The organism is Acidovorax sp. (assembly GCF_046339755.1).
Taxonomy (GTDB): Bacteria; Pseudomonadota; Gammaproteobacteria; order Burkholderiales; family Burkholderiaceae_C; genus Acidovorax.
This window is the reverse complement of the sequence record NZ_JBKDTZ010000135.1, coordinates 26,323-49,700: the sequence shown is the minus strand read 5'-3', so window position 1 is coordinate 49,700 and position 23,378 is coordinate 26,323. Positions and strand designations below refer to the sequence as shown.

General features: G+C 66.7%; 21 protein-coding genes. 7 read left to right on the top strand and 14 right to left on the bottom strand.

The genetic code is table 11. From position 1 onward, the window contains the following. On the bottom strand, nucleotides 1-1,617 hold a 1,617-nt coding region (locus tag ACK59X_RS11100; protein ID WP_409957359.1), incomplete at its 3' end, for a UvrD-helicase domain-containing protein. Nucleotides 1,618-1,852: 235 nt separating this feature from the next. Between ACK59X_RS11100 and ACK59X_RS11095 the strand changes: the two genes are divergently transcribed. The 6 genes from ACK59X_RS11095 (at nucleotide 1,853) to ACK59X_RS11070 (ending at nucleotide 6,661) form a co-directional block, all read left to right on the top strand. Beyond that, entirely contained in the window at nucleotides 1,853-2,659 is an 807-nt protein-coding gene (locus ACK59X_RS11095; RefSeq protein WP_409957357.1) for a hypothetical protein, read from the top strand. Nucleotides 2,660-2,822: 163 nt separating this feature from the next. Next, the gene (locus ACK59X_RS11090) at nucleotides 2,823-3,377 is read left to right on the top strand and encodes a GTP-binding protein (RefSeq protein WP_409957355.1); all 555 of its coding nucleotides are present in this window, start codon (nucleotides 2,823-2,825) and stop codon (nucleotides 3,375-3,377) included. Continuing rightward, nucleotides 3,374-3,775, top strand: coding sequence for a roadblock/LC7 domain-containing protein (locus tag ACK59X_RS11085; RefSeq protein WP_409957353.1), 402 nt, complete (start codon nucleotides 3,374-3,376; stop codon nucleotides 3,773-3,775). Before ACK59X_RS11090 ends, ACK59X_RS11085 begins: the two co-directional genes overlap by 4 nt. A 104-nt stretch (nucleotides 3,776-3,879) precedes the next feature. Continuing rightward, on the top strand, nucleotides 3,880-4,239 hold the full coding sequence (locus tag ACK59X_RS11080) for a hypothetical protein (RefSeq protein WP_409957351.1): 360 nt from the start codon (nucleotides 3,880-3,882) through the stop codon (nucleotides 4,237-4,239). A 105-nt stretch (nucleotides 4,240-4,344) separates the two neighbouring features. Continuing rightward, nucleotides 4,345-5,613 carry an ABC transporter substrate-binding protein gene (locus ACK59X_RS11075; RefSeq protein WP_409957349.1) on the top strand — a complete coding sequence of 423 codons (1,269 nt, stop codon included), beginning with the start codon at nucleotides 4,345-4,347 and terminating at the stop codon, nucleotides 5,611-5,613. A 94-nt stretch (nucleotides 5,614-5,707) separates the two neighbouring features. Beyond that, nucleotides 5,708-6,661, top strand: coding sequence for an AEC family transporter (locus ACK59X_RS11070; protein ID WP_409957347.1), 954 nt, complete (start codon nucleotides 5,708-5,710; stop codon nucleotides 6,659-6,661). Nucleotides 6,662-6,719: 58 nt separating this feature from the next. Here ACK59X_RS11070 and gspD read toward each other — a convergent pair whose 3' ends face one another. The 11 genes from gspD to priA all read right to left on the bottom strand — a co-directional run bounded on the left by gspD (nucleotide 6,720) and on the right by priA (nucleotide 19,885). Beyond that, nucleotides 6,720-9,215 (bottom strand): type II secretion system secretin GspD, encoded by a 2,496-nt coding sequence (gene gspD, locus ACK59X_RS11065; RefSeq protein WP_409957345.1) that lies wholly within the window; start codon nucleotides 9,213-9,215, stop codon nucleotides 6,720-6,722. 31 nt (nucleotides 9,216-9,246) lie between these two features. Beyond that, the gene (locus ACK59X_RS11060; RefSeq protein WP_409957343.1) at nucleotides 9,247-9,861 is read right to left on the bottom strand and encodes a hypothetical protein; all 615 of its coding nucleotides are present in this window, start codon (nucleotides 9,859-9,861) and stop codon (nucleotides 9,247-9,249) included. Next, a complete protein-coding gene (locus tag ACK59X_RS11055) occupies nucleotides 9,858-11,207 on the bottom strand; it encodes a hypothetical protein (RefSeq protein ID WP_409957341.1) in 1,350 nt (449 codons plus the stop codon). Before ACK59X_RS11055 ends, ACK59X_RS11060 begins: the two co-directional genes overlap by 4 nt. Nucleotides 11,208-11,286: 79 nt before the next feature. Further along, the gene (locus ACK59X_RS11050; RefSeq protein ID WP_409957339.1) at nucleotides 11,287-12,315 is read right to left on the bottom strand and encodes a hypothetical protein; all 1,029 of its coding nucleotides are present in this window, start codon (nucleotides 12,313-12,315) and stop codon (nucleotides 11,287-11,289) included. Then, on the bottom strand, nucleotides 12,312-12,959 hold the full coding sequence (locus ACK59X_RS11045; RefSeq protein WP_409957337.1) for a type II secretion system protein J: 648 nt from the start codon (nucleotides 12,957-12,959) through the stop codon (nucleotides 12,312-12,314). The genes ACK59X_RS11050 and ACK59X_RS11045 overlap by 4 nt, the downstream gene beginning before the upstream one ends. After that, complete coding sequence (locus ACK59X_RS11040; RefSeq protein WP_409957335.1) at nucleotides 12,956-13,486, bottom strand: prepilin-type N-terminal cleavage/methylation domain-containing protein; 531 nt, start codon at nucleotides 13,484-13,486, stop codon at nucleotides 12,956-12,958. The genes ACK59X_RS11045 and ACK59X_RS11040 overlap by 4 nt, the downstream gene beginning before the upstream one ends. Further along, nucleotides 13,464-13,940: a prepilin-type N-terminal cleavage/methylation domain-containing protein gene (locus tag ACK59X_RS11035; protein WP_409957333.1), complete on the bottom strand. Its 477-nt coding sequence runs from the start codon at nucleotides 13,938-13,940 to the stop codon at nucleotides 13,464-13,466. The genes ACK59X_RS11040 and ACK59X_RS11035 overlap by 23 nt, the downstream gene beginning before the upstream one ends. 38 nt (nucleotides 13,941-13,978) lie before the next feature. Beyond that, on the bottom strand, nucleotides 13,979-14,437 hold the full coding sequence (gspG, locus tag ACK59X_RS11030; RefSeq protein WP_409957332.1) for a type II secretion system major pseudopilin GspG: 459 nt from the start codon (nucleotides 14,435-14,437) through the stop codon (nucleotides 13,979-13,981). A 32-nt stretch (nucleotides 14,438-14,469) separates the two neighbouring features. Then, complete coding sequence (locus ACK59X_RS11025; protein WP_409957330.1) at nucleotides 14,470-15,678, bottom strand: type II secretion system F family protein; 1,209 nt, start codon at nucleotides 15,676-15,678, stop codon at nucleotides 14,470-14,472. After that, the gene (locus ACK59X_RS11020) at nucleotides 15,675-17,273 is read right to left on the bottom strand and encodes a GspE/PulE family protein (protein WP_409957328.1); all 1,599 of its coding nucleotides are present in this window, start codon (nucleotides 17,271-17,273) and stop codon (nucleotides 15,675-15,677) included. Before ACK59X_RS11020 ends, ACK59X_RS11025 begins: the two co-directional genes overlap by 4 nt. Nucleotides 17,274-17,770: 497 nt before the next feature. Next, the gene (priA, locus tag ACK59X_RS11015) at nucleotides 17,771-19,885 is read right to left on the bottom strand and encodes a primosomal protein N' (protein WP_409957363.1); all 2,115 of its coding nucleotides are present in this window, start codon (nucleotides 19,883-19,885) and stop codon (nucleotides 17,771-17,773) included. A 572-nt stretch (nucleotides 19,886-20,457) separates the two neighbouring features. On the opposite strand from priA, the gene ACK59X_RS11010 reads away from it, so the two are divergent. After that, nucleotides 20,458-20,934, top strand: a complete 477-nt coding sequence (locus ACK59X_RS11010) for a hypothetical protein (RefSeq protein WP_409957326.1) — start codon at nucleotides 20,458-20,460, stop codon at nucleotides 20,932-20,934. Nucleotides 20,935-21,400: 466 nt separating this feature from the next. On the opposite strand, the gene hemE is transcribed toward ACK59X_RS11010, so the two are convergent. Next, nucleotides 21,401-22,516, bottom strand: coding sequence for a uroporphyrinogen decarboxylase (gene hemE / locus ACK59X_RS11005; protein WP_409957324.1), 1,116 nt, complete (start codon nucleotides 22,514-22,516; stop codon nucleotides 21,401-21,403). Nucleotides 22,517-22,566: 50 nt separating this feature from the next. Further along, on the bottom strand, nucleotides 22,567-23,319 hold the full coding sequence (locus ACK59X_RS11000) for a class I SAM-dependent methyltransferase (RefSeq protein WP_409957323.1): 753 nt from the start codon (nucleotides 23,317-23,319) through the stop codon (nucleotides 22,567-22,569). Nucleotides 23,320-23,378: the final 59 nt, after the last annotated feature.

Here is a 23,378-nt window from a genome sequence, read left to right as displayed (position 1 = left end):
ACTCTTGGTTTCGGCCGCGATGGGCGTGCCCGAACTGTCGTCGATCTGCCCGCCCGCGCGCTGGGCCATCCAGTCGCAGAATTCGAGCACATTGGTCCAGCGCGCAGCCGCCACCGTCTCGCTGTCCTCGCCGTCGTACAGGTGCTGCTCGTAGCCGATCTCCTTGAGCCATTCGCCCAGGAAGGTGCGCGAGGCCTCGGCGCCATGGGTGTGCCGGGCGCGGTATTCCAGGTCGTTGATGTAGCGGCCGAACTCGTGCAGGCTTTCCAGCGCGCGCTTGGGCACCGCCGCCGGCAGCATGTTGTTGAACAGCGCCGCGAACATGCTTTGCTTGTGCTGCGTGGCAAATGCACCCAGGGCGCCCAGCGTGGTGTGGCCGATGCCCCGCTTGGGGCTGGTGATGCAGCGCAGGAAGGCCGGATCGTCGTCGTTGTTGATCCACAGCCGGAACCAGGCGCACAGGTCCTTGATCTCCGCGCGGTCGAAGAAGCTCGTGCCGCCCGAGACCTTGTAGGGAATGTTCACCCGGCGCAGCGCCTTCTCGAAGGGTTTGGCCTGGTGGTTGGCGCGGTACAGGATGGCGAACTGCTTCCAGTCAGGCGGCGGGTTGGCCGCGGCGCGCAGGCTCAGGATGCGGGCCACGGCGCGTTCGGCCTCGTGCTCCTCGCTGTCGGCGTCGATCACGCGCACCGGCTCGCCCTCGCCCAGCTCGCTGAACAGCGTCTTGGGAAAGAGCTTGGGGTTGGGCCCGATCACATTGTTGGCAGCGCGCAGGATGGCACTGGTCGAGCGGTAGTTCTGCTCCAGCTTGATGACCTTGAGCGCCGGGAAATCCAGCGGCAGCTTGCGCAGGTTGTCGAGCGTGGCGCCGCGCCAGCCGTAAATGGACTGGTCATCGTCACCCACGGCCGTGAAGTGCGCGCGCTCGCCCACCAGCAGCTTCAGCAGCTCGTACTGCGTGGCATTGGTGTCCTGGTACTCGTCCACCAGCACATGGCCGAGCAGCGCCTGCCACTTGGCGCGCACTTCGGGGAAGTCGCGCAGCAGGCGCAGCGGCATGCCGATCAGGTCGTCGAAGTCCACGCTCTGGTAGGCCGCCAGGCGCTCTTCGTAGCGCGTCATCAGCACCGCAATGCTGCGCTCGTTGTCGTCCGCCGCCTCGGCCAGCGCCTGCTCGGAAGTCAGGCCCTTGTTCTTCCAGGCGCTGATGGTCCACTGCCACTGGCGCGCCGTGGCCATGTCCACCGTGCCGCCGGCCGCGTCCTTGAGGATGCTGGTCACGTCGTCCGCATCGAGGATGCTGAACTGGGGTTTGAGGCCCAGCACCGCGCCGTCCTCGCGCACCATGCGCACCCCCAGTGCGTGGAAGGTGCAGATCAGCACATCCTTGGCGCGCTTGCCGATCAGGCCCTTGGCACGCTCGCGCATCTCGGCGGCTGCCTTGTTCGTGAAGGTGATGGCCGCAATGCGCTTGGGCTCCATCCCGCGCTCGATCATGTGCGCGATCTTCTGCGTGATCACCCGCGTCTTGCCCGAACCGGCACCGGCCAGCACGAGGCAGGGCCCGTCAGTGTAGTGAACAGCCTGGAGCTGGGCGAGGTTGAGACCGAAAGACATGGGGGAGGCAGCGACCAGGGAGGGGTGACGCGCATGCGCCGAAGGCGCGCGGCGTGGTTTGGAGCACGGGGATGGCAGATCATACCGTGGGCACATCTCGGGGCTTGATGTGAACAATTGGCAACAGAAAGGTCAACTACTGTCACAAAACCTGACTGATACGGTTTTGTACTGGTTGCGAATGGAGTGCTCACTTAAACTGACCGGTTACACCCTGCACTGCGGAGTATTTTGCGTGAAGACCAATCTGAAGGGGGATCTGGCGACCGGCTTGCTGGCCCCCGCATTGCGCGCCCGGTTTTCCGAGCTGTTCGGTGTTGCGGCCCGCAAATCCGTCTTTGCCTGGCGCGAATCGCCTCTGGAGCAAGCCCAGGTGGCCATGCTCGACGTGTCTTCGAACCTGGTGCGCCTGCAGCCCTTGCCGCCTTGCGTGATCTGGATCGGGCGCGAGCAGGCTGCCGCGCGCTTTGCCGACGCCTGGGTGGGGCGCCTGCCGCAGGACTACACCGTGGCCGACCTGATCGACATCCTGGACCGCGCCGCCGTCTTCCTGCTGGACTGGAAGGCACGCCGGCCCGCCGCGCCAGCCGTGGTCGGCGTGGCGGCGCAACCTGAGGACATTCCTCCCGTGGTCCCCGTATCGACGCCGTCGCGTGCATTTGCCCACAGCACCATCCAGCCCACACCCCCTGCGGCCGCTGGCACAGCCGCCATGGCCGCAGCCCAGGGCAGCCGCTACCGGCTGGGGGCCTGGGTGTTCCTGGGCCCGCCGTTCGACAGCTCCGGATGCATCAGCGCGCTGGCCCTGCTTGCGCGCCAGCCCGTGACCGCGCAGCAGCTGCACACCCACAGCGGCCTGGCGCCGGCGGAACTGGCCGAGCTGCTCAAGGAACTGGCGCGCCGCAAGGTGCTGCAGGTGATCGCACCTGCGCAGCCCGTGGGCCCATCGCCAGCTGCTTCCACTCCGCATGGCCCGGCTCCCGTGAGCAAGGGCCTGGTGCGCCGCCTCTCCCACTGGATCAGCGGGGCCAGCAGGCCGTGAAGCACCCCCTGAGTCGCTTCGCGCCTTCACCCCTCTCTCTCCTCGCTGCGCGAGTCGGGAGGGGGACGTCCCCAGCGCGGCGGGGCGGCCCTTGCGCGGAGACACTGGCCTGGGCTGCGCCAGTTGCAGAGGCTACGGTGGCATATAGCACCATGGAGAACTGATGTCCTATTCCAGCACCTCCCCGATGCCACGCATCGCCTTCATGGGCCCCATGGGCGTGGGCAAGACCACGGCCATCCGGGCGCTGTGCGGCGATGACATGGTGGCCACCGACGTGCCCAACATGGACCGCCAGTCCCATGCCAAGGAGTTCACCACCGTGGGCGCCGAGTTCGGCCAGATCGACCTCGGCGATGGCGAGTTCGTGCAGGTCTGCGGTTGCCCCGGGCAGGACCGCTTCGACTTCCTGCGCCAGTGGGTGGTGTCCGCCTCGGTGGGCGTGTTCGTGATGGTCGACGTGAATGAAGCCCATGCCGTGCAGGCAGCCGGGGCGCTGCTTGCCGAGGCCGCCGCGGCCCAGAACCCGCCCCTGGCCCTGGTGCTGAGCGCCCGCCCCGCCTCGGCTGCCGCCACCCAGGCCTTTGCGGACGGGCTGCAGGCCGCAGGCCATGGCGTGGTGCCCGTGCTCCAGGTCGATGTGAGAAAGCGCGCCGATGTGCTCCAGGCCCTGAGCGTGCTGGTGTCGATGTTGTCCCTTCGCAGCGAATCCCCATGAACAGCAGAAGTTCCTCCCTGATTTCCGAAGCGCTGGCGCAGACGGCCTTGCGTGCCCTTGAAACCCATGCCGCCCCCATCTCCGGCCTGCAGCTGGCGCTGCTGGCCACGCCCGACGGTTTCGAGATCGCCTGCCTGCGCAACCGCAGCGAGCTGCAGGCGGGCCGCCTCTCGGCCATGGCCAGTTCGCTCATGGCCATGGCCCGTGCCGTGGGCCGCGAGATCCAGAGCCCGCAGTGCAAGCGCCTGACCTTCGAGGCCGAGGGCAGCACCGTGGTCTTCCAGTCCATCGATGCGCCGGTACCCTGCATCCTGTGCCTGGTGCTGGGCAGTGATGCCTTGCTGGGCCGCGCCCTGTGGGCTGCGGGCGAAGTGATGCAAGAGATGTCCCGGGCCTGACGAACGCTCTTGCGACCGATTTCCGGGCGCGGGCGTTTCATTGGCAGCCTGCGCCCACTCACCCTTCCAGCCAGTGCGAATAGAACCCCTAGGAACCCCCAAAAATGGCGACTCTCAATGAATCCCTGAACCAACTGCAGGCCGTGGAAGGCGCACTGTGCGCCGCCATCGTCGACAGCGGCAGCGGCATGCTGCTGGGCAGCATCGGCACGGGGGTGGACATGGAACTGGCCGCCTCCGGCAACACCGAGGTGGTGCGAGCCAAGAACAAGACCATGCAGGCGCTGGGCCTGCAGGACACCATCGACGACATCCTGATCACGCTGGGCAAGCAGTACCACATCATCCGTCCCATGGCGTCCAAGGAAGGCATCTTCATCTACGTGGTGCTCGACAAGGCGCGCGCCAACCTGGCCCTGGCCCGCCGCAAGGTGCAGGATGTCGAAAAGCTGATCGAATTCTGACGGCGCGCGCTGGCACGCGCCTTCCTGCGGGAAACCCCGCTGTCCCTGGTCTGTGGGCACTTTGATACTGCACGGACCAACGAGACAAGCCCGAAAGGCCGTGCCATGCCGATCAAGAGCCTCGCGCCACCGCGCGCCAGCGCCGCCGCCACCTTGCAGCAACGTGCTTGGTGGAACGGCGCGTTTCTTCTCGTTGGCGCACTGGTTGCGACCGCACTGGCCGCCTTGCCCGCGCGGGCACAGATCGGCAGCACCGCGCCCGTACGCATCGGCGTGGTCGGGCCGTTCACCGGCGCCTCGGCCGACTTCGGCGTGCCCATGCTCAACGGCATCCGCATGGCGGTGGACGAGATCAATGCCGGCGGCGGCTACCTGGGCCGGCCGCTGGAACTGGTAGTCAAGGACGACGCCGCCAACCCCGACCAGGGGCGCAAGGTCTCGCAGGAACTGCTGGCCGAGAAGGTCGTCGCCACCATCGGCTTTTGCAACACCGGGGTGGCCATGAAGGCCATCGACCTGTTCCAGGACGCCAAATCACCGCTCATCGTGCCCTGCTCCTCGGGCACGGCCGTCACGGCCAAGTACCCGCCGGCCGAGAGCTACATCTTCCGCGTGCAGGGGCGCGATGCCCTGCAGGCCCCCTTCATGGTGGAAGACATCGTCAAGCGCGGCTGGGACAAGGTGGCCATCTTCGCCGACAAGACCGGCTACGGCGAAGGCGGCTACAACGACGTGGTGGCCGCGCTCGCCGCCAAGAACCTCAAACCCGTGCACGTGGCGCGGTTCGACCTCGGGGTGAAGGACCTCACCGCCGAGCTGACGGCCGCGCGCAGTGCCGGTGCCAACGTGGTCTTCAGCTACACCGTCGGGCAGGAGAATGCCGTCATCGCCAACGGCAAGAAGACCCTGGGCTGGAAGGTGCCGCAGGTCGGGCCGTGGACCTTGTCGTTCCCGTTCTTCCTCGACGGTGCGCGCGATGCGGCGGAGGGCGCGCTCATGGTGCAGACCTTCATCGCCGAGCCCAGCAACGAGCGCCGCGCCTCCTTTTTGTCGAGCTACACGCGCAAGTTCCAGCGCAAGCTGGCCGTGCCCATGGCGGCGGCCAATGCCTACGATGCGACCTATTTGCTGATGTATGCCTTCCTGGGCATCCGCGATGGCAACCTCAACGGCCCGGCGCTCAAGGAGTCGCTGGAGGGCAAGATGAAGACCTACTACGGCGTGGTGGCTACCTACGACAAACCGTTCAGCGCCACCGACAAGGACGCCATCACGCGCAACATGCTCGTCATCGGCGCGGTGAAGAACGGCGCCATCACCTTTGCCTACCCCGAGGATGCCAAGCGCAATCTCATCATCCAGCGCAAGCAATGACCCTGGGCCTGGCCTCGCCGCAGGCGAGGGCCCCCGTCTGACTCTGCGCTGACGCTGCGGCCCGGCAAGGCCCGGGCCGCCCGACAATATCCCCGTGCTCTCCGTCCTGCTCGTCACCTTCCCCTTCTTTGCGCTCGTACTGTGCGGCTACCTGGCCGCCCGGCGCGGCATCCTGCCGCAGCCGGCCATTCCGGGGCTCAACGCCTTCGTGCTGTACTTTGCGCTGCCCTGCATGCTGTACCGCTTTGGCGCCAGCACGCCCATTGCACAACTGCTCGACCCGGCCGTGGCCGGCGTCTATGTGCTGTGCGCGCTCATCATGGTGGCGGCCACCGTTGCCCTCACGCGCCGCGGGCGCATCGGCTGGAACGACGCGGCCTTCGGCGCCTTGGTGGCCGCGTTTCCCAATACCGGTTTCATGGGCGTGCCGCTGCTCGTGGCGCTGCTGGGCGCCCAGACCGCAGGCCCGGCCATCGTCACCATCGCGGTGGACATGCTGGTCACCAGCTCGCTGTGCATTGCCCTGTCGCGCATGGACGGCGCCGGCACGCACGGCGTGGGTGTGGCGCTGCGCAATGCCTTCAAGGGCATGGCCACCAACCCCATGCCCTGGTCCATCGCGCTCGGCGCGCTGGCCTCGGCGCTGAGCTTTCAGCTCCCCGGTCCGATGGACCGCACGGTGGCCATGCTGGCCGATGCGGCGTCGCCCGTGGCGCTGTTCACCATCGGTGCTGTGCTGGCGCGCTCGCAGATGAACCAGCACGAGCAGGTGCCCGCGGGCGAGTATGTGCCCGTGGCCCTGGCCAAGCTGCTGGTGCACCCGGTGCTGGTCTGGGCAGCAGGCACGGCGGCCATGGCCGCCGGCGTGCCGCTCACGCCATTTGCGCTCACGGTGCTGGTGCTGGTCGCGGCCCTGCCCAGCGCCAGCAATGTCTCGCTGCTGGCCGAGCGCTTTGGCGCCAACAACGGGCGCGTGGCGCGCATCATTCTGGTGTCGACGGCGCTGGCGTTTCTGAGTTTTTCTGGAGCGGTGGCCTTGCTGACTTGAGCCTGTGCAAAGCAAACAGCCCACCGAAGTGGGCTGTTGTGTTGCTGTGTCAGCGAGATCAGTTGACGAAGGCTTCGCTGTTCTGGATCTGCGGTGCTTTCAGAGCAGCAGGTTTTTGTTGGCTGCGTACGGGGGCATCGCGGCCCAGATTGGGCGGAACGGTCGTGTCCTTATCTTGCATCATCGCACGCAACTTTTGCATGCTGTCCTGGAAGCTTCCCGCCAGTCGATCGGCTTCCTCTCGGTTGTTGACGATGTAGGGCGTGATGCTGATGAGCAATTCGGTCTTGTTCTTGGTCTTGCTGTTGGTGCCGAACAAGCCCCCCACGATGGGTATGTCCTTGAGTACGGGGATGCCGACGATGCCATTTTCGGTCCGATTTTCAATCAGACCGGCCAGCATGATGGTTTTGCCGTCTTCGATGGTGGCATCCGTGGTGATTTTGCGCTTTTGGAAGCTGGGATAGTCCACACCACCTGCCTTGACAAGATCTCCCAAGTTGCTGACCTCTTGGGAAATGCTCAGAGTGATGCGGCCGGTCGAGGTGATGCTGGGTTTGACTTCCAGCAAGATGCCTGTCGGGCGGTATTGAACCGAGTTGGACGTGGAGAACTGGTTACTGCTGATAAGGCTGTTGGTCGGGGTTGCCACTGTCTGAGTGACCACAGGAACTTCGCTGCCCACTTCGATTTTTGCCACCTTGCCATCGCTGGCAAGCACATGGGGTGTCGAAAGGATGTTCACATTGGTATCACGGCCCAGCACATTTAGCAGCCCGATCACTTGTCCTGATCCGCCGAATACCGCGTAATTGAGTCCTGAAGACGTCCCTGTCACAGTGGGCGTAGCTCCAGCAACTGCCGTAGTAACGCCAGTCGTTTTGATGGCGCCATCCAGTCCGACAAAAGCTGGCCAGCTCTTGCCGCCCGAACTCAGCGCAGACTTGACCCACCATTCCACACCGTATTGCAGTGCATCGGTCAAAGTCACTTCCGCCACCATCACCTGCACCATCACCTGGCGAGGCGATGAATCCAGCCGCTCCAGCACCTTGCGCACCTGCTGGTAGTCCTGTGGCGAGGCGCGCACGATCAGCGTATTGGTTTCGGTGTCGGCAATTACCTGCACCGATCCGCCCAGGCCCGGAGCGGTGCCTGTCGCGCCTTGGGAAGGTGTGTTGCCCCTTTCGATGGTGCGTGCGGCAGAGCTGTTGTTCTGGTTGTTGGTGCCTGTGGCGGCACCTGTCAGCCCGGCGCTGCCGCCCGTGGCGCCACCCGTTGAGCCAAACGCCGTCCCCGAAGCCGATGGCAGCGCCGAGGCCCCGGTATTCGCATTGTTCTGCGTCGGTGCCGACCCCCCGAAAATCTGCGTCACCAGGCTCGCCAGATTGGCCGCATTGCCATTGGACACCGGGTACACGTGCACGAAGGAACCCAGCCCATTGCGCGGCTCGGCGTCCAGGGTCTTGATCCACTGCTCGGCCGATTGCAGCAGCGCCGGGTTGGCGGCGGCCACCATCACGGCGTTCATGCGCGCCACGGGCAGGAAGTAGGTCTTGTTGGCATCGGTGCCGGGGCGGTTGAAGATGCCCGAGGTCTTGAAGATCGCGTCGAGCTCCTTGACCACGTCGGCTGCCTCGCTGTGCGCCAGCGGGAACAGGCGGATCTGCACCTGGCTCACGTAGTCCGCATCCAGGGTCTTGACCATCTCGACGATCTTCTCGACGTTGGCGGCCTTGTCCACCACGATCAGGTAGCGGTTGGAGGGGTCGTTGGTAATGGCCGCCTGCGCGCCGACAAAACCGCGCAGCGTGTTGGCCAGCTGGTTGGCCTGCACGAACTGCACCGGGATGATCTGCATCACCGACGAGGCCGCGCCCACGCCCGGGCCCAGGCCGGCGTCGCGCACCGCGTTGGCGTCGCGCAGCACCTTGTACAGCTTGCCCTGGCGCACGATGGAGATGTTGCTCGCGGCAAGCGCCGTCTCCAGCGTGCTGTAGATGTCGGCCATGCTGATGGCGCCGGTGCTCTTGAGCGTGACGCGGCCCTGCACGGTGGGGTCGATCACGTAGTCGAGCTTGAGCACTTCGCCGAGCACCACCTGGATCACCTCGTAGATGTCGGCGTTGTCGAACTTGAGCGTCACGCCCGGGTTGGGCGTGTTGGACAGCACCACTCCGGGGTTGCCGCTGGCGGGGGCGGTGGCCGCAGTTGCTGGCGCTGCGCCGGGGGTGGGCATGGTGGCCATCGGGGCGGGCACGGCGGGCGCTGCCGTTGGTGCGGCTGCGGGTGCCGTGGGCGGTGCCGCAGGCGCTGCGGCCGGCGCAGCCCCGGTGCCCGCTGCCTGGGACGGCTGCACGGTGATGCCGGGCATGCTGAAGCCGCCGGGCACGGGGGTGCCGCCGCCGCCGGGCACCACGGGCATGGGCTGGCCGGTGAAGGGGTTGATCGGTGGCTGCTGGGCCATCACCAGGTGCGTTGCCGTCAGCGTGGGCAAGAGCGCAACACTCACAGCGGTCAGTTTGCGCAGCATGGGAGGAATGGATTTTTTCATTGCAGTCTTCTGAAATTCAGCCGTGTTCGTTTTACTTGCGGGGGGCCGCAGGCGCGGCCGGGGCGGCGGCTTCGGGCAGCGGCTTCATGTGCAGGCCGGAAAAGCGGGCCACGATGTGCAATTGCTGCCCGCCGCGCTGGGTGTCGTCCACCACCTTGATCTCGACCCTGTCCATCACCAGCAGCTTGGGCGATTGCGCCAGGGCGATCTGCAGGCGCGGCAGCTGCTGGGGCACGCCGTTGAAGCGCGCCGTGAGCGACATGCGCGAGACGCTGCCCTTGGGGGCATCCGAGAATTCCGACAGGTCGATGTTGTCGAAATACAGCCCCTGCAGCAGCTTGGTCACCTGCTGCTGCATGGCATTGACGGACTCGGTGATGTCGTTCGCCACGAACAGCTGCTCCTGGATGGGCGTGTAGCTGCCGCCCAGTTGCTCGCTGTTGGCCTGCACCTTCTTGTCGAGGTCGAGGGTGTTCTGGTTGCTTTCCAGCAGCGTCTGCAGGTCGCTGGCCTGCTCGCGGTGCTCCAGGTAGCCCGTCAGGCGCTGGTCCACCAGGGCGGCAATCAGCAGCAGCACGATGACGGGAAAGGCAAAGTACTTGATGCCATGGGCGGCATGCACCCGCTTGAGATCACGCTTCATCATGGTTGGGATGCCCCCGATGCGGGTGGCTGGGCTGGGGCGGGTGCGGCAATGGGTTGGGGCGCTTCCTTGCGCGCCTGCAGGTGGATCTGCGGGGTGCTGGCGGCCAGGTATTCGGGCACGGGGAAGTCGGTCCAGGCGCCAAAGCCGGCCAGCGGCCGCTCCTGCAGCCATTTCACGCTGCCCTCGTTGCCCTGGCCTGCCAGCGCGACGACGCCATTGTCGGAGCTGAAGTACTGCAAGGTGGCGGGCGGCGGCGGGAAATACGCAACCAATTGCGAGAACGGGCCCAGCGCGGAAGGCGCCTCGCGCGCCGTGTTCACGGCCTGCACCGCATCGGCCATGCGCAGGGTGCGGGCCTTGAGCAGCTTGGCGGCTTCCACCTTGGGCAGGTCCTTGCGAACGCGCTCGCGGCCCTCCTCGATCTGGCGCACCAGCCGGCCATCGTGCCAGACCATCAGCGCCAGGCCCGCCATGCCCACGGCACCCAGCCCGAGGCTCAGCACCTTGAGCGCCTGCACCATGTCGTTGTGCGTGTGGCGCACGACGATGCCACCCTGGTCCGAGCGCCAGAGTTTTTCGAGCAGGTCGGCATGGGACGCCGCAGGCAGCACATGGTGCTGGTAGCCGGCCCAGGTTCGGGGTTCGGCCGCATAGCCCCTGGGCGTGCTCAGCTGCACCGGGTGGCCGGGGGCCGCGTCGGCGGGCGCGCCCAGCGCGGCCAGCTCCACCTGCAGGGTCTGCGCCAGGTGCTCGTTGCCATCGTGTGCTTCGAGCACGCGCGTGCGCAGAATGGTGCCGTTGGCGGCGTACACGTGCAGGTACTGGTCTGTGGCATCGGCCTCGACCACGGCGCGCAGCGAGGCCGGTTGTTTGGCCGCGATGCGCTGGAACAGCTGCGCACGCGCATACAGCTCCACCAGTGCCAGGCGGCAGGCGCTGCTGATGCGCTCGATCTCGGTCACCCAGTCCTTGTGCATCCACATCAGCGAGGCGCCCTCGGCCCCGCCGAAGCCGTCCACCTGCGTGCGCGTGTCGCTGGCCGGAAAGGGCAGCGAGGGCGGCGCGCCCGCCCCCTGGGTATTGGGCGGAACGATGCCCAGGATGTCGCCGGCCAGAACCCAGTGCGCGCGCGTGCCGGCCGGAATCTTCCAGCGCGTCACGCTGTCGGCCAGCTGCTGCTGCAGTTGCGACGTGAAGCCCTCTCCCTCGGGCAGGGGCACCACGTGCTCGTGCGCCCGCTTCCAGCCCAGCAGCCCGCGGTAGAAATGCAGGATGCACAGGCTGTGCGGTGAGAGGGAGAGCACCAGCTGGTGCCGCCAGCTGGCTGAAGGAGAAAAATTGCGCATCGGTGGAGGTTTCAATCGGGTCGGGAGCTTCTTTTCAGGCAGCCTTCGGGTGTTCGTTCGGTCACAGGGTTGGCAGTGGTCAGCGGGCGCTTACATCGATCATGGAGTCCACCACGCTGAACTTTCCACCCTGCTGAACCAGGGTCGCCACCAGCGCGGCACCGGTGGACCGGGCCCCGCCCAGGCGCAAGCGCGCTGTGACGGCCGTGGGCGGGCCCGTCATGTCGGCCGCAATCAGCCCCGTGCCGGCAGTCCATTGCTGGGCCAGCGCCGCCGTGATGGGCGTGCCCGAGCGGCGCATGGCTGCCAGCCGCTGCAGCTGCTCGTCCGTGAGATTGCCCAGGGCCCGCAGCAGCACAATGGGCGTGGTGTCCAGCCGCACCTTGCGGTTCTTGGTGCCGACCACCAGCAGGTCCTGCAAGCCCACGGGAACCTGGGTGGTGCCACCCCGCACCAGGGTGCGCGGTATCTCGTTCCAATCCGTCAATTCTCGCATGCTTGAAAATCCGGCCGTTCCGCGCGTGTCCATCACCCGGTTCTTGAACTCCATGGTCAGAAGCGCCAGCTCTCGCGCGCGTTCGGGGGCGGTGCCCAGCAAGGCATACAGACGCTCCCATTCCTGGGCGGTCAGGTCGTTGGCATCGGGCAGGCCGCTGGCGTCCTGCAGCTCGGCGGTGAACGGCTGGCGGCCCAGCGTGGCTTCATAACGCGCCGTGGGCGTGGAGCCGGCGGCGGCCGCCGCAGCCGTGCCCCGGGCCGAAGGTGCGGTGTTGGGCGCGGCGGCTGGCGGTTCGCCAGGCTCCGGCAGGCGCCACAGCGGCCAGTTGCGGCGCACTTCTTCGGGCAACGGCGGGTTGGCACCGGCCACGGCCGAGGCAATGCCCAGCTGCAGGGCGGTATAGGTGGCGGCGGACTGCAGCATGTAGCTTTCCTGCAGCGCGTCCTTCTCGCGTGTCAGCAGCTGTGCATCCAGGCGCAGCGAGACCGAGACGCCCAGCACCACCGTGGTCACCACGGCCATCAGGCCCAGCGCAAACAGCAGGATGTAGCCATGCTCCTGGCCTGGGCCACGCAGGGGGCGGCGCAGCGACGGGTTGCGGCGGTTCATGGTGCGCCCGCCTCGCTGCGGGCCTTGTACACCAGGGCCGGCATGTCGTCGCGCACGCCCGACAGGCCCATGCGCAGCAGGTCCGGTGGCTGGCGCAGCTGCTCCCACTTGGCCAGCCAGGTGGGGATGGGCTTGCCCTCGCGGTTGGGCAGGCGGGTCAGGTACGAGAAGGCACACATGCGCAGGCCCGAGGCCAGCACCTGGGTGTCGAGCAAGGTCGGGGTTGGCGGCCGGGCGGTGGTGTTGGCGGCGGTGGCGGGTGGCAGCGTCCTCACGCGGTGCACCAGCGTCATGGTGCTGCTGCCTTCTGCGGTTTCGCAGGCGTACTCCACACGCGCGATGGCCGGGGCCGCACCGGGCGTGCCCATCACCGGGTGCAGGGTGTCGAACTCCAGTGTGGTGGCGCTGCCCTTGACGGCGATGCCGCGCGTGGTCCATTCATGGCGCAGGATGCGCTCGGCACCGCGCACCTCCTCGCGCGAGCGCGCGCGGTCGCCGTTGCGGCCATAGAAGTCGAGCGCCGTGGACATGGCCGAGGCGCCGATCACGGCCACCACGGCCGAGATGGCGAGCGCCACCATCAGCTCCAGCAGCGTGAAGCCGGCCTGGATGCCCGGGGCGGAAAAGCGTCGCTGGCTCCTCATGGCGCGGGCCGCACGGGGTTCTGCGGTGTCGACGAGGTCGGCGCCGCCGCGCCGCCTGCCGTGCGCTCGCCCGGCGGGGGCTGTGCCATGCGGTAGCTGCTCAGGCGGTAGACCTGCTGGTTGCCCTTGGGGCCCCAGAAGACTTCGACCTCCACCTCTTCGAGCTTTTGCCGGAACGCGGGGATGCGCTCCTGCTGCGCCCGGGTCAGCGCCTCGAGCGGGCGCAGGTGGATGCGGTAGCCGAAATCGGTGCCGGCATAGCCCTGGTCCACGGCGTCATCCGCCACCGCGAAGGTGGGGCTGGCCAGCGCCTCGTCGAGCTTGGCCTGTGCCAGCGCCATGGCGGCCGTGTGGCCGTTGATCTTGTCGTCCAGGCGTGCTGTGCCCGAGATCGCGGTGAACGCGATCGCCAGGCCAAAGCCGATCAGCACCATGGCCACCAGCACCTCCAGCAGGGTAAAGCCGTGCTGGAAGGGTGGGCGTGGCCGGGCCGGCAGCCGCGTGCTACGGTTCCGTCGGTGCGGCATCTTTTCTCTCGATGCGGCCGCTGATGCGGGCCAGGCGGAACTGCTGCTGCACGCCCGAAGGCGTGCGCACCAGGAAGGCGGCTTCCTGCATGGTGCCGTCGGGGTAGAAGGTCAGCGCCAGGGTGTCGCCTTCGTCGGCACGCGCGGCTGCAGGGCGTGGGCGGGAGGCATCGGTCGCGATGAAGCGGTAGCTCTCGGGCAGCTCCAGCACATTGCCCCCGCCCGAGGCAATGCGCCCCGCATCAAAGTACACCGTGGCTTGCACGGGCGAGCCGCCAAGCACGGCCCGGTTGCGCAGGCGCTTGAGCTCCTGCTGCGTGCGGTCGAGCCAGCGGCGCTCCTCGGCGCGGCCGGCCAACTGGTCCACCGACACCATGGCCAGGCCCGTGCCGATGCCTACCAGCACCAGCACCAAGAGCAGTTCGAGCAGCGTGAACCCGGCGGTTTTCTTCATGCGTGATCAAGCAACCGCACGGAATCCCAGACAGGGATTTATTCCCAGCTGCGGATGTCGGCGTCGTCCCCGCTGCCGCCTTCCTTGCCGTCGGCTCCCAGGGACAGGAGCTCGTAGTCGCTCTTTTCGCCGGGCGAGCGGTAGACATAGCTGTTGCCCCAGGGGTCCTTGTCCACCTTCTTCTTGAGGTAGGGGCCGCGCCAACGGGCGGCTTCTGCCGCGTCGGCGGGCTTGTCCGACAGGGCGGCGATACCCTGTTCGGTGCTCGGGTAGCGCGACATGTCCAGGCGGTAGGTGTCCATGGCGGCGCCCACCATCTCGATCTGCGTGCGTGCGGCCTTGACCTTGGAGGCATCGAGCTGACCGAACAGGCGTGGGCCGACCAGCGAGGCCAGAAGGCCCAGGATGACCATGACGATCAGCAGCTCGATCAGCGTGAAGCCGCGGGTGCGGCGCAGTGCGCTCGTGCGCGGGGGGAACTTGAAAGGCATATGCATTGAAAAACCTACTACTTGCGTCACTTGTTCATTCACAGGGGCATGTCGTTGATCGAGAAGATGGCGGTCAGCATCGACACCACGATGGTGCCGATCAGCCCGCCCATCAGCAGGATCATCATGGGCTCGAACAGGGCCACCAGGTTGCGGGTGGCCTTCTGGATATCCTTTTCATACTGGTCGGCCACCTTCACGAGCATGGCGTCGAGCGCGCCCGACTCCTCCCCCACCGCGGCCAACTGGCCCAGCAGGCGGGGAAAGAACGGGTCGGCGCGCACCGGCCCCGACACGCCCTTGCCTTCCTGCACGGCGCGCACCAGCCGGTCGAGCGCCTTTCGCAAGGGGATGTGCTCGGTCAGCTCGCGCACGATGCGCATGCCGGTGAGTATCGGAACCCCGCTGGCCAATAGAGTTCCCCAGGTGCGGCACACATGGGCCAGCTGGATCTTGAGCAACAGGGGGCCGAGCACGGGCACGCGCAGCAGCAGCAGTTGCCAGCGCTCGCGCCATTTCTCGTCGCGCAGCGCCATCACGAAGCCGGTGAGGGCGAGGGCGAGCACCCCCAGGATGTACAGGCCATAGGTCTTGAGGAACTCGCCGGTGCCGATCAGCACGGCCGCGGCCGTGGGCAGCTCCTGGTGCATGTCGGTGAAGATCTGGCCGAACTTGGGCAGCACGAACACCGTGAGCCCGAGCAGCGCGCTCACGCCGAAGAAGAACAGCAGCACCGGGTAGATCGACGAGGTGACCAGGAACGAGCGGAACTCGATGCTGCGCGTGTAGAACTCCACCAGCCGCTGCATCACCACGGGCAGCACGCCGCCTTCCTCGCCCGCGCGCACCATGTTCACGTACAGGCGCGGGAACACCGAGGGGTGGCGCATGAAGGCATCGCCCAGCGAGTTGCCCTTTTCCACATCCACCACCACGGCCTGCATCACACCCCGGAAGAACGGCTGCTCGATGCTGCTCTGGCAGATGTGCAGCGCCCGGTCCAGCGGCAGGCCGGCATCGAGCAGGGTGAGCAGCTGCTCCGTCATGGCCAGCACATGCTTGATGCCCACGCGCTTGCTGCCGCCGCCAAGCGAGGCGGTCCAGTTGATGCCGGAAGACGACGCGGGCTTCTGGTCGCTTGCCAGCGGCGGCTGCAGGGCCGGATCGGCGGGCAGCGGGGTGGCGGCTTCGACCAGGGTGGCCTGGCCGAGGCCCTTCCCACCCGCCGCACCGGGACGCGGCCTCACGTCATTTCCTGGCGGGTCACGCGCGCCAGCTCTTCGAGGGTGGTGATGCCGGCCAGCACCTTGCTGATGCCGTCGGCCCGCATGGTGCGCACACCCTGCTCGATGGCCTTGCGGCGCACGCCTTCGGCCGGCATCTTCTGGATGATGGCTTCCTTGATCGCCGTGGTCATGGGCAGCATTTCATAGATGCCCGTGCGGCCGATGTAGCCCGACTGGCCGCAGTGGTGGCAGCCCTTGCCGTGGAACAGCTCGGTCACCTGGTGGGCCTCGACGCCTTCTTCGGCCAGGAACAGCAGGTCGGCCGAGGTCGGCGTGGTGCTGTCCTTGCAGTGCGGGCAGATCACGCGCACCAGGCGCTGCGCCACGATCAGCACCACCGAGGAGGCGATGAGGTAGCTCTCCACCCCCATCTCCATGAGCCGGTGCGGCGCGCCGAACGAATCGTTGGTGTGCAGGGTCGAGAACACCAGGTGGCCCGTGAGGGCGGACTGGATGGAGATCTCGGCCGTCTCGCGGTCGCGGATTTCACCGACCATGATGATGTCCGGGTCCTGCCGCACGATGGAGCGCAGGGCGCTCGCAAAGGTCAGGTCGATCTGCGACTTGACCTGGATCTGGTTGATGCCGTCGATCTGGTATTCGACCGGGTCTTCCACCGTGATGATCTTGTTGCCCGGCAGGTTCACCTGGCCCAGCGAGGCGTACAGCGTGCTGGTCTTGCCGCTGCCGGTGGGGACGGTCACGAGGATCATGCCGTGCGGCTGCACGATGGCCGCCTCCAGCATGGCCAGTGCCTCGGCGTTCAGGCCGAGCGAGTCCATGCCCATCATGCCGGGGCCCTGGTCCAAAAGGCGGATGACCATGCTCTCGCCGTACACCGTGGGCACGGTGGAGACGCGCATGTCGATCTGGCGGCCGCCCACTTCCATCTTCATGCGGCCGTCCTGCGGCAGGCGGCGCTCGGCGATGTTCATCTTGGCGCGCAGCTTCAGGTGCGAGATGGACGCCATGTACATGCGCCGCGGCGGCGATTCGGCGTCGAACAGCACGCCGTCGATGCGGTAGCGCACGCGGAACTTCTGCTGGCTGACCTCCAGGTGCAGGTCGGAAGCGCGGCTGTCCACCGCGCGCAGCAGCAGCGACTGCACCAGGCGCACCACGGGCGCATCCTCGGCCAGGGCCTTGAGGGTTTCGAGGTCGTCGTCCGGGTTCTCGGAGCCCGAGGCGTTCTCGTCGTCGAAGGCGGCCAGGTTGGCGTTCTCGGGGCGGTAGACCTGGTCCAGGCCCGAATGGATCCACATGCGCGGCGCCAGGTGCAGGCGTGTAGGCACGGTGAAGAATTGCTTCAGGGCATCGAGCGCGGCCAGCTGCACGGGCACGCTGGAGGCGATGTGCACCGCCTCGTCGGTCACCGAAAAAGGCAGCAGCGAGTTGCTGCGCAGAAACGCCGGCGACAGGCCCTCGATGGGCGACACGTCCTGCAGCGCATGCGTCATGGTGTTGAGCAGCGGCACCTTGAGGTTGCGCGCGAACTGGGCCAGAAGCTCGGCTTCCTGGTTGCCGGCGTCATCGGTGCCGATGGGGAGACTGCTCATAGTTGCTGTGGGAATGGCCGGTTCGGCACGGGGGGCTCGGGGTGTAAAAAGGGGATTGCCGGCGGCCCATGGCCTGCAGGTTGGGCGCTGATCAACCCCTGCAGCCTCAGGCCGGGGGTGTTCTGGCACCACCCGGCATTGTAGTTTGTTCGCATTTCCCGGGGCACCCCCTGCATGGGTGGGCTTGTGCGGGCTCGCGTAACAAAGATCAGTGCGTGTTAATGGGGCTAGGGCGTGTCATCATTCATTTCACCCCCGCGCTGGCCCCGGCATGCGGATGGATGCGCGAAGCGCGGTGCAGCCAATAGCGGGCTATTGGCAAGCCGTGCGACAAAGCAGACGCCGCATGCCGTGGCCAGCCCGAAGGGAAAGCCTGCAGCGCGGCGCATTGCGGCGTTGCCCTTTGCTTGTGTAGCCGTGCTACACGGCACTCAGGGCCGCCTTGCACTGCACCGCGCCGCAGGCTTTCGCGGGGGTGAAATGAGTGATGACACGCCCTAGATCGCCAGAGGGTCCACATCCACCAGCCAGCGGATCAGGCCCCTGTGGGCGGGATCGCTGCGTTCGGCATGCAGAACGGGATGCCATGCCGCCAGAAAGCGCTGCAGCGCGGCACGGCTGCCGCTCTCCAGCAGCATCTGGGCGCGCTCCACATTCGCCACCCGCTGGATGGCGAGCGGCACGGGCGGGTACAGGGTCACACGGGGGAGCCCTGGCAGGCCGTGCTCCCGGGCGGCAGCACTGGCGGCGGTGAGGAAGCCCTGGGCCACCTCCTGGGTGCGCGCGTCCGCCCGCACCAGGGCCTGGTAGGCGAAGGGGGGCATGCCCGCCTCCTGGCGCTCGGTCAGTTGCTGGGCCGCGAAGGCCGGGTAGTCGTGGCGGCGCAGCGCCTCGAACACCGCGTGCTGCGGGTGGTAAGTCTGTACCCACATCTCGCAGGGGGCGCCACCCTGGGCCGTCACGTAGGCCGCGTCGCGCCCGGCCCGCCCCCCGGCCTGCATCAGCAGGGCGAACAGCCGTTCGGCCGCGCGGAAGTCGCTGGAGAACAGCGCGCCGTCGGGCTGCACGGCCGCCACCAGGGTGATGCGGCGAAAGTCGTGGCCCTTGGCGATCATCTGCGTGCCCACCAGCACATCCACCTCGCCCGAGTGCACCTGGGCCAGTTGGGCTTCGAGCGCGCCCTTGGCCTTGGTGGTGTCCGCGTCGATGCGCGCGATGCGCGCAGGCGCGCCATCGGGCCGCAGCACCTCCGACAGCAGGTCGGCCAACTGCTCTTCCAGTTGCTCCGTGCCTCGGCCCATGGACAGGATGTCGGGGCTGCCGCAGGTCGGGCAATGGCGCGGCACGCGCACGGTGTAGCCGCAGTGGTGGCAGCGCAGGGTGCGGTCGGTCTTGTGGAACACCTGGTGGGCGCTGCAATGGGGGCAGTCGCTCTTCCAGCCGCAGTCGGCGCAGTGCAGCACCGGGGCGTAGCCGCGGCGGTTGAGCAGCACCATGCACTGCTCGCCGCGCTGCACTCGCTCGGTGATGGCGGCCAGCAGCGGGGCGGTGAACACCGCGCGCTTGGGCTGCTGGTTCATGTCCACCCGCCGCACGCGCGGCAATTGCCCGGCGCCGATGCGGCTGGGCATGTGCAGGCGCAGGTAGCGGCCGCCCTCGGGGTCCTCCGGGGTGGGGGGGCGGCTGGCGTGCCAGCTCTCCAGCGACGGGGTGGCCGAGCCCAGCAGCACCTTGGCGCCCTGCTCGCGCCCGCGCCACACGGCCAGATCGCGCGCCGAGTAGCGGGCGCCCTCCTGCTGCTTGTAGCTGGGGTCGTGCTCTTCGTCCACCACGATCATGCGCAGGCCCGGCAGGCTGGCGAACACCGCCATGCGCGTGCCCAGCACGATGCGCGCGGCGCCGCTGTGGGCCGCCAGCCAGCTCTTGAGGCGCTGCGGGTTGGTCATGCCGCTGTGCAGCGATACGACGGCCCGCGGGCCAAAACGGTGGATGAAGCGCTCTTCGAGCTGCGGCGTGAGGTTGATCTCGGGCACCATCACCAGGGCCTGGGCGTTCGGGTCGGCGTCCAGCACCTCCTGGACGCAGCGCAGGTAGACCTCGGTCTTGCCGCTGCCCGTGCTGCCGAACAGCACGAACGGGCCTTTTTCGGCGGCGATCTGCGCGCGCGCGTGCTCCTGCTCGGGCGTCAGCGCGACGGTGGCAATGGCCTGCCCGGTGTCGCCAGCGGGCGCGGCCGGGCGGCGCAGGCGCCGGGCCAGCTGTTCCGGGCCCAGGTCGCGCAGCTGGGGCGGCAGGGCGGCCAGCGCCACCTCGCCCCGGGCCCGCTGGTAGTAGCGGGCGGCGAAACTCACCAGGCGGCGCCAGGGCGCATCGAGCGGGGCCACACCGGCCAGCACCCCGGCAATGGCCCGCATGGTGGCGCCTTCGGGCAGCTCGCCGGTGGCTTCGTCGGGGTCCCAGACCACCCCCAGCACTTCGCGCGTGCCCAAGGGCACGCGCACCAGCGTTCCGGGGGGCAGGGGCTCGGCGCTCGTGTAGCTCAGCAGATCCCCCACGCCGCTGTGCGATGGCGTCTGCAGGGCAACTTGGACAATGGTGGAGGGGGCTGGCAGCAAGGTCAGGCGATCAGGGAGGCGCGGCGACTGGGGCGAGCGGGGATCGTACGCGAATCCTCCAGCGCGGCGCCGTGCCGGGCTGGCCGCGGCGGCCTGTGGCGCCGGTTGCGAGCCTTACTTCATGTGCCGTGGTGGTTTTGGCGCTAAGTGGCTGATGGGGCTGCGTTTTCCAAGTCATCCCACATTTTTGTGGATAACTTTGTTGACATCCTGTCCTCACCGCCGTGCAGGCCGCATGGATGCTGGGCCTGGACAGAGTGCCTGTAAATCCAGCAGGCGCAAAAAATCCATATGAATCAACCATCTGACGATTTTCGGGCGGGATTTTTGTGCTAGCTGTCCGAGCGGTTTTTTTGCTGCGCCGCATCACGGTTTGTGTGCATAAGTGGAGTTGGCAGCGTTCGTCAAGAGGACATTGCCCGCGCCTTTTGTGCCAGCTTGCGCGAGGCGATTTGCACTGATTTCTGCGATGTGGGCTGCAAGTGCTTGATTCGTCAAGGTTTTCTTGGGAAGTCCACGAATTCTGTGGATAACTTTGTTGATATCCCTTGCTTGCGGCCCGCCAAGCCTTGAAAAACCGTGCTTCCGCTAGGTTGCCCGCCAAAAGTGCAAGCTTCGAATGCCTATACAAATCAACCACTTGCAGATTGGAGCGGAAAAAGTTCGGCAGCAGGCTTTGCGCGATTGAATTTTTCATGGATGCCGTGCCGGTGTGCACAACCCAGGCTATTCCCGGCCCGGCAAATGCCTTCTTCGCGCCCGTCGACCCCTGGTTCATGTTTCCAGGCGAGCACATGCAGGCCTTTTGGGCGATGCGCGGTGCGCCCCACCGGGCGGGTGCCTGGATGATCAGCAGCAACCATGGTGATCCGGGTTTCCCCTGCTATCCCACAATTTATGTGGATAACTTTGTTGACATCCTGTCGCGAGAGTGCCGCAGGCCGCATGGATACTGGGGCCCGACACAATGCCTGCCAAAAGAGCAATGCCAAAAAATCTATATGAATCAATCATCTGAAGGATTTCGGAGCACTTTCTCGTGCTAGGAATGGAGGAGGTCTATTTGCTGCGGCGCGCGACGTTTTGTGTGCATAAGTGCAGTGGGCCTGGTTCGTCAAGGGGCGCGTTGCCGCCGTTTCGATCCCGTGGCGTAGGACGACATCCAGCATTTTCTGTAGTTCAGGCTGCAAGTGGTTGATTTGTCACGGATTTTTCACAAACCCAGAATTTCTGTGGATAACTTTGTTGATATCCACACCATGCCGGCCGCCGGGCCCCGCCAATTCGTGCTTTTGGGTGTGTTGCCCAGCAAAAGGGCAACTGCGGGATGGCCATATGAATCAAGCACTTGCGCGTTCGCGCAAAAAAAGAGCCGTCGCGAAGACGGCTCTTTTGGATTTTTTAACGATGCACCGTTTGTGTGCACAACCCAGGCGATTTTCAGCGCCCCGGGTCTTAGAACGTGTTTACGATCCTTTCGCGGCCTCGAAAAAATCGTAAACACGTTCTTGGTCAGCCCTTCTGGCGAAGCGCACGCGAATGGCTGTGCACGGTTTCCACCAGCGCCGCCACATGCTCGGGCGGGGTGAACTGGCTGATGCCATGGCCCAGGTTGAAGATGTGCGTGGGCCCGGTGGTGCTGTGGTCGGTGTGCGGCGTGCCAAAGCTGTCCAGCACCCGGCGCGCTTGGGTGGCGATCTGCTCGGGCGGTGCAAACAGCACATTCGGGTCGATGTTGCCTTGCAGGGCCTTGCCCGGGCCGCCGGCCGCACCGCCCACGAGGGCGCGGGCACGGCCCAGGTTGGCCGTCCAGTCCAGGCCCAGCACCTCGCAGTCCAGCGGCTTCATGTCTTCCAGCCACAGGGCACCGCCCTTGGTGAAGACCAGGCGCGGCACATCGCTGCCATCCACGCCGGTGCGCTTGAGCTGCGCCAGCACCCGGGCCGTGTAGGCCAGGCTGAATTCCTGGAAGGCGCCGTCCGCCAGCACGCCGCCCCAGCTGTCGAAAACCATCACCGCCTGGGCGCCCGCATCGATCTGGGCGTTCAGGTAGGCGGCCACGGCGTCGGCATTGGTCGTCAGGATGCGGTGCATCAGGTCCGGGCGCGCATACATGAGGCTCTTGACCAGGCGGTAGTCGTCGCTGCCCTTGCCTTCGACCATGTAGCAGGCCAGCGTCCAGGGGCTGCCCGAAAAGCCGATCAGCGGCACCCGGCCATTCAATGCCTTGCGGATGCTGGCCACGGCGTCGAACACGTAGCGCAGCTTGTCCATGTCGGGCACGGCCAGTTCGGCCACCGCAGCTTCATCGCGGACGACCCTGGCAAAGCGCGGGCCCTCGCCCTCGGCGAACGACAGGCCCAGGCCCATGGCGTCGGGCACGGTGAGGATGTCGGAAAACAGGATGGCCGCGTCCAGCGGAAACCGTTCCAGGGGCTGCAGCGTGACCTCGGTCGCATAGTCCACATTGGTGGCCAGGCCCATGAAGCTGCCGGCCTGTGCGCGCGTGGCCTTGTATTCGGGCAGGTAGCGGCCCGCCTGGCGCATCAGCCACAGGGGCGTGTAGTCGGTGGCCTGGCGGCGGCAGGCGCGCAGGAAGGTGTCGTTGGAGAGGGGGGCGAAGCTCATGCCCCGATTGTCGCAGGGCTGCGGCGGGCCCATGCGGAGGGGCTTGCTGCTCAGGCCTTGGTCAGGATGAACAGGTCCTGGTAGAAGTCTGGCCCCTCGATGGCCCGGCCGGACCAGCCTCCCAGCTGCAGGCGGTCTACGTGCAAGCCCTGTTGCTGCAGGATAGCCAGCATCTCGGCATGGTCGAAGGCCACGGCCTTTTCGGGGATCGCCGGGTCGATGACCTGGCATCCCTCCAGGGCGTGGACGAAGTTCAGCGTCGATTGGCCCCTTGCAATGTGCGCGCGCGCGCTGGCATCCAGCAGGAAGAAGGTGGCCAGCGCCTTGCCGCCCGGCTTGAGCACGCGGTGCATCTCTTTCACATAGTTGCGCATTTCCCGGTAGGGCAGGTGGGTGAACACCGAGGTGGCGATGGCCACGTCGAAAACACCCTCTTCGTAGGGGAACGCATAGCTTTCAGGCTTCAGTTGCCCATCGGGGTTGTAGGAGCTGTTGAACACGTCCGACAGCGCGAACTGGAACTGCGGATGGCGGGACGTGATCTCGTGCTCGCACCAGGCGATGGCATCGGGGGTGATGTCGAACCCGCGGTACAGCCCATGGCTGGACAGCACCTCGGTCAGGGCAATGGCAATGCGGCCGATGCCGCTGCCGATGTCCAGCACCGCGCTCTCGGGTGCGAGTGCGCAATGGGCGAGCAACTGCTCCTTGACAATGCGGCCGACCTGTTTGAACTGTTCCAGGTCCTCATGGAGTCCGACGGTGTTCAGGGACTCCTTGGGCAGGGCATCGTAGAGGTTCATGGCAAGGTGATTCACAGAGAAGGTTGGAAAAAAAGCGGCCAGGGGCTACCTGCCGGGTT

Bases quoted from the DNA above. Each gene is read 5' to 3' on its own strand.
- ACK59X_RS11090 (WP_409957355.1), top strand. From the start codon at position 2,823: ATGTCCTATTCCAGCACCTCCCCGATGCCACGCATCGCCTTCATGGGC.
- ACK59X_RS11085 (WP_409957353.1), top strand. From the start codon at position 3,374: ATGAACAGCAGAAGTTCCTCCCTGATTTCCGAAGCGCTGGCGCAGACG.
- ACK59X_RS11080 (WP_409957351.1), top strand. From the start codon at position 3,880: ATGGCGACTCTCAATGAATCCCTGAACCAACTGCAGGCCGTGGAAGGC.
- ACK59X_RS11075 (WP_409957349.1), top strand. From the start codon at position 4,345: ATGCCGATCAAGAGCCTCGCGCCACCGCGCGCCAGCGCCGCCGCCACC.
- gspD (WP_409957345.1), bottom strand. From the start codon at position 9,215: ATGAAAAAATCCATTCCTCCCATGCTGCGCAAACTGACCGCTGTGAGT.
- ACK59X_RS11060 (WP_409957343.1), bottom strand. From the start codon at position 9,861: ATGATGAAGCGTGATCTCAAGCGGGTGCATGCCGCCCATGGCATCAAG.
- ACK59X_RS11055 (WP_409957341.1), bottom strand. From the start codon at position 11,207: ATGCGCAATTTTTCTCCTTCAGCCAGCTGGCGGCACCAGCTGGTGCTC.
- ACK59X_RS11050 (WP_409957339.1), bottom strand. From the start codon at position 12,315: ATGAACCGCCGCAACCCGTCGCTGCGCCGCCCCCTGCGTGGCCCAGGC.
- ACK59X_RS11045 (WP_409957337.1), bottom strand. From the start codon at position 12,959: ATGAGGAGCCAGCGACGCTTTTCCGCCCCGGGCATCCAGGCCGGCTTC.
- ACK59X_RS11040 (WP_409957335.1), bottom strand. From the start codon at position 13,486: ATGCCGCACCGACGGAACCGTAGCACGCGGCTGCCGGCCCGGCCACGC.
- ACK59X_RS11035 (WP_409957333.1), bottom strand. From the start codon at position 13,940: ATGAAGAAAACCGCCGGGTTCACGCTGCTCGAACTGCTCTTGGTGCTG.
- gspG (WP_409957332.1), bottom strand. From the start codon at position 14,437: ATGCATATGCCTTTCAAGTTCCCCCCGCGCACGAGCGCACTGCGCCGC.
- ACK59X_RS11020 (WP_409957328.1), bottom strand. From the start codon at position 17,273: ATGAGCAGTCTCCCCATCGGCACCGATGACGCCGGCAACCAGGAAGCC.
- hemE (WP_409957324.1), bottom strand. From the start codon at position 22,516: ATGAGCTTCGCCCCCCTCTCCAACGACACCTTCCTGCGCGCCTGCCGC.
- ACK59X_RS11000 (WP_409957323.1), bottom strand. From the start codon at position 23,319: ATGAACCTCTACGATGCCCTGCCCAAGGAGTCCCTGAACACCGTCGGA.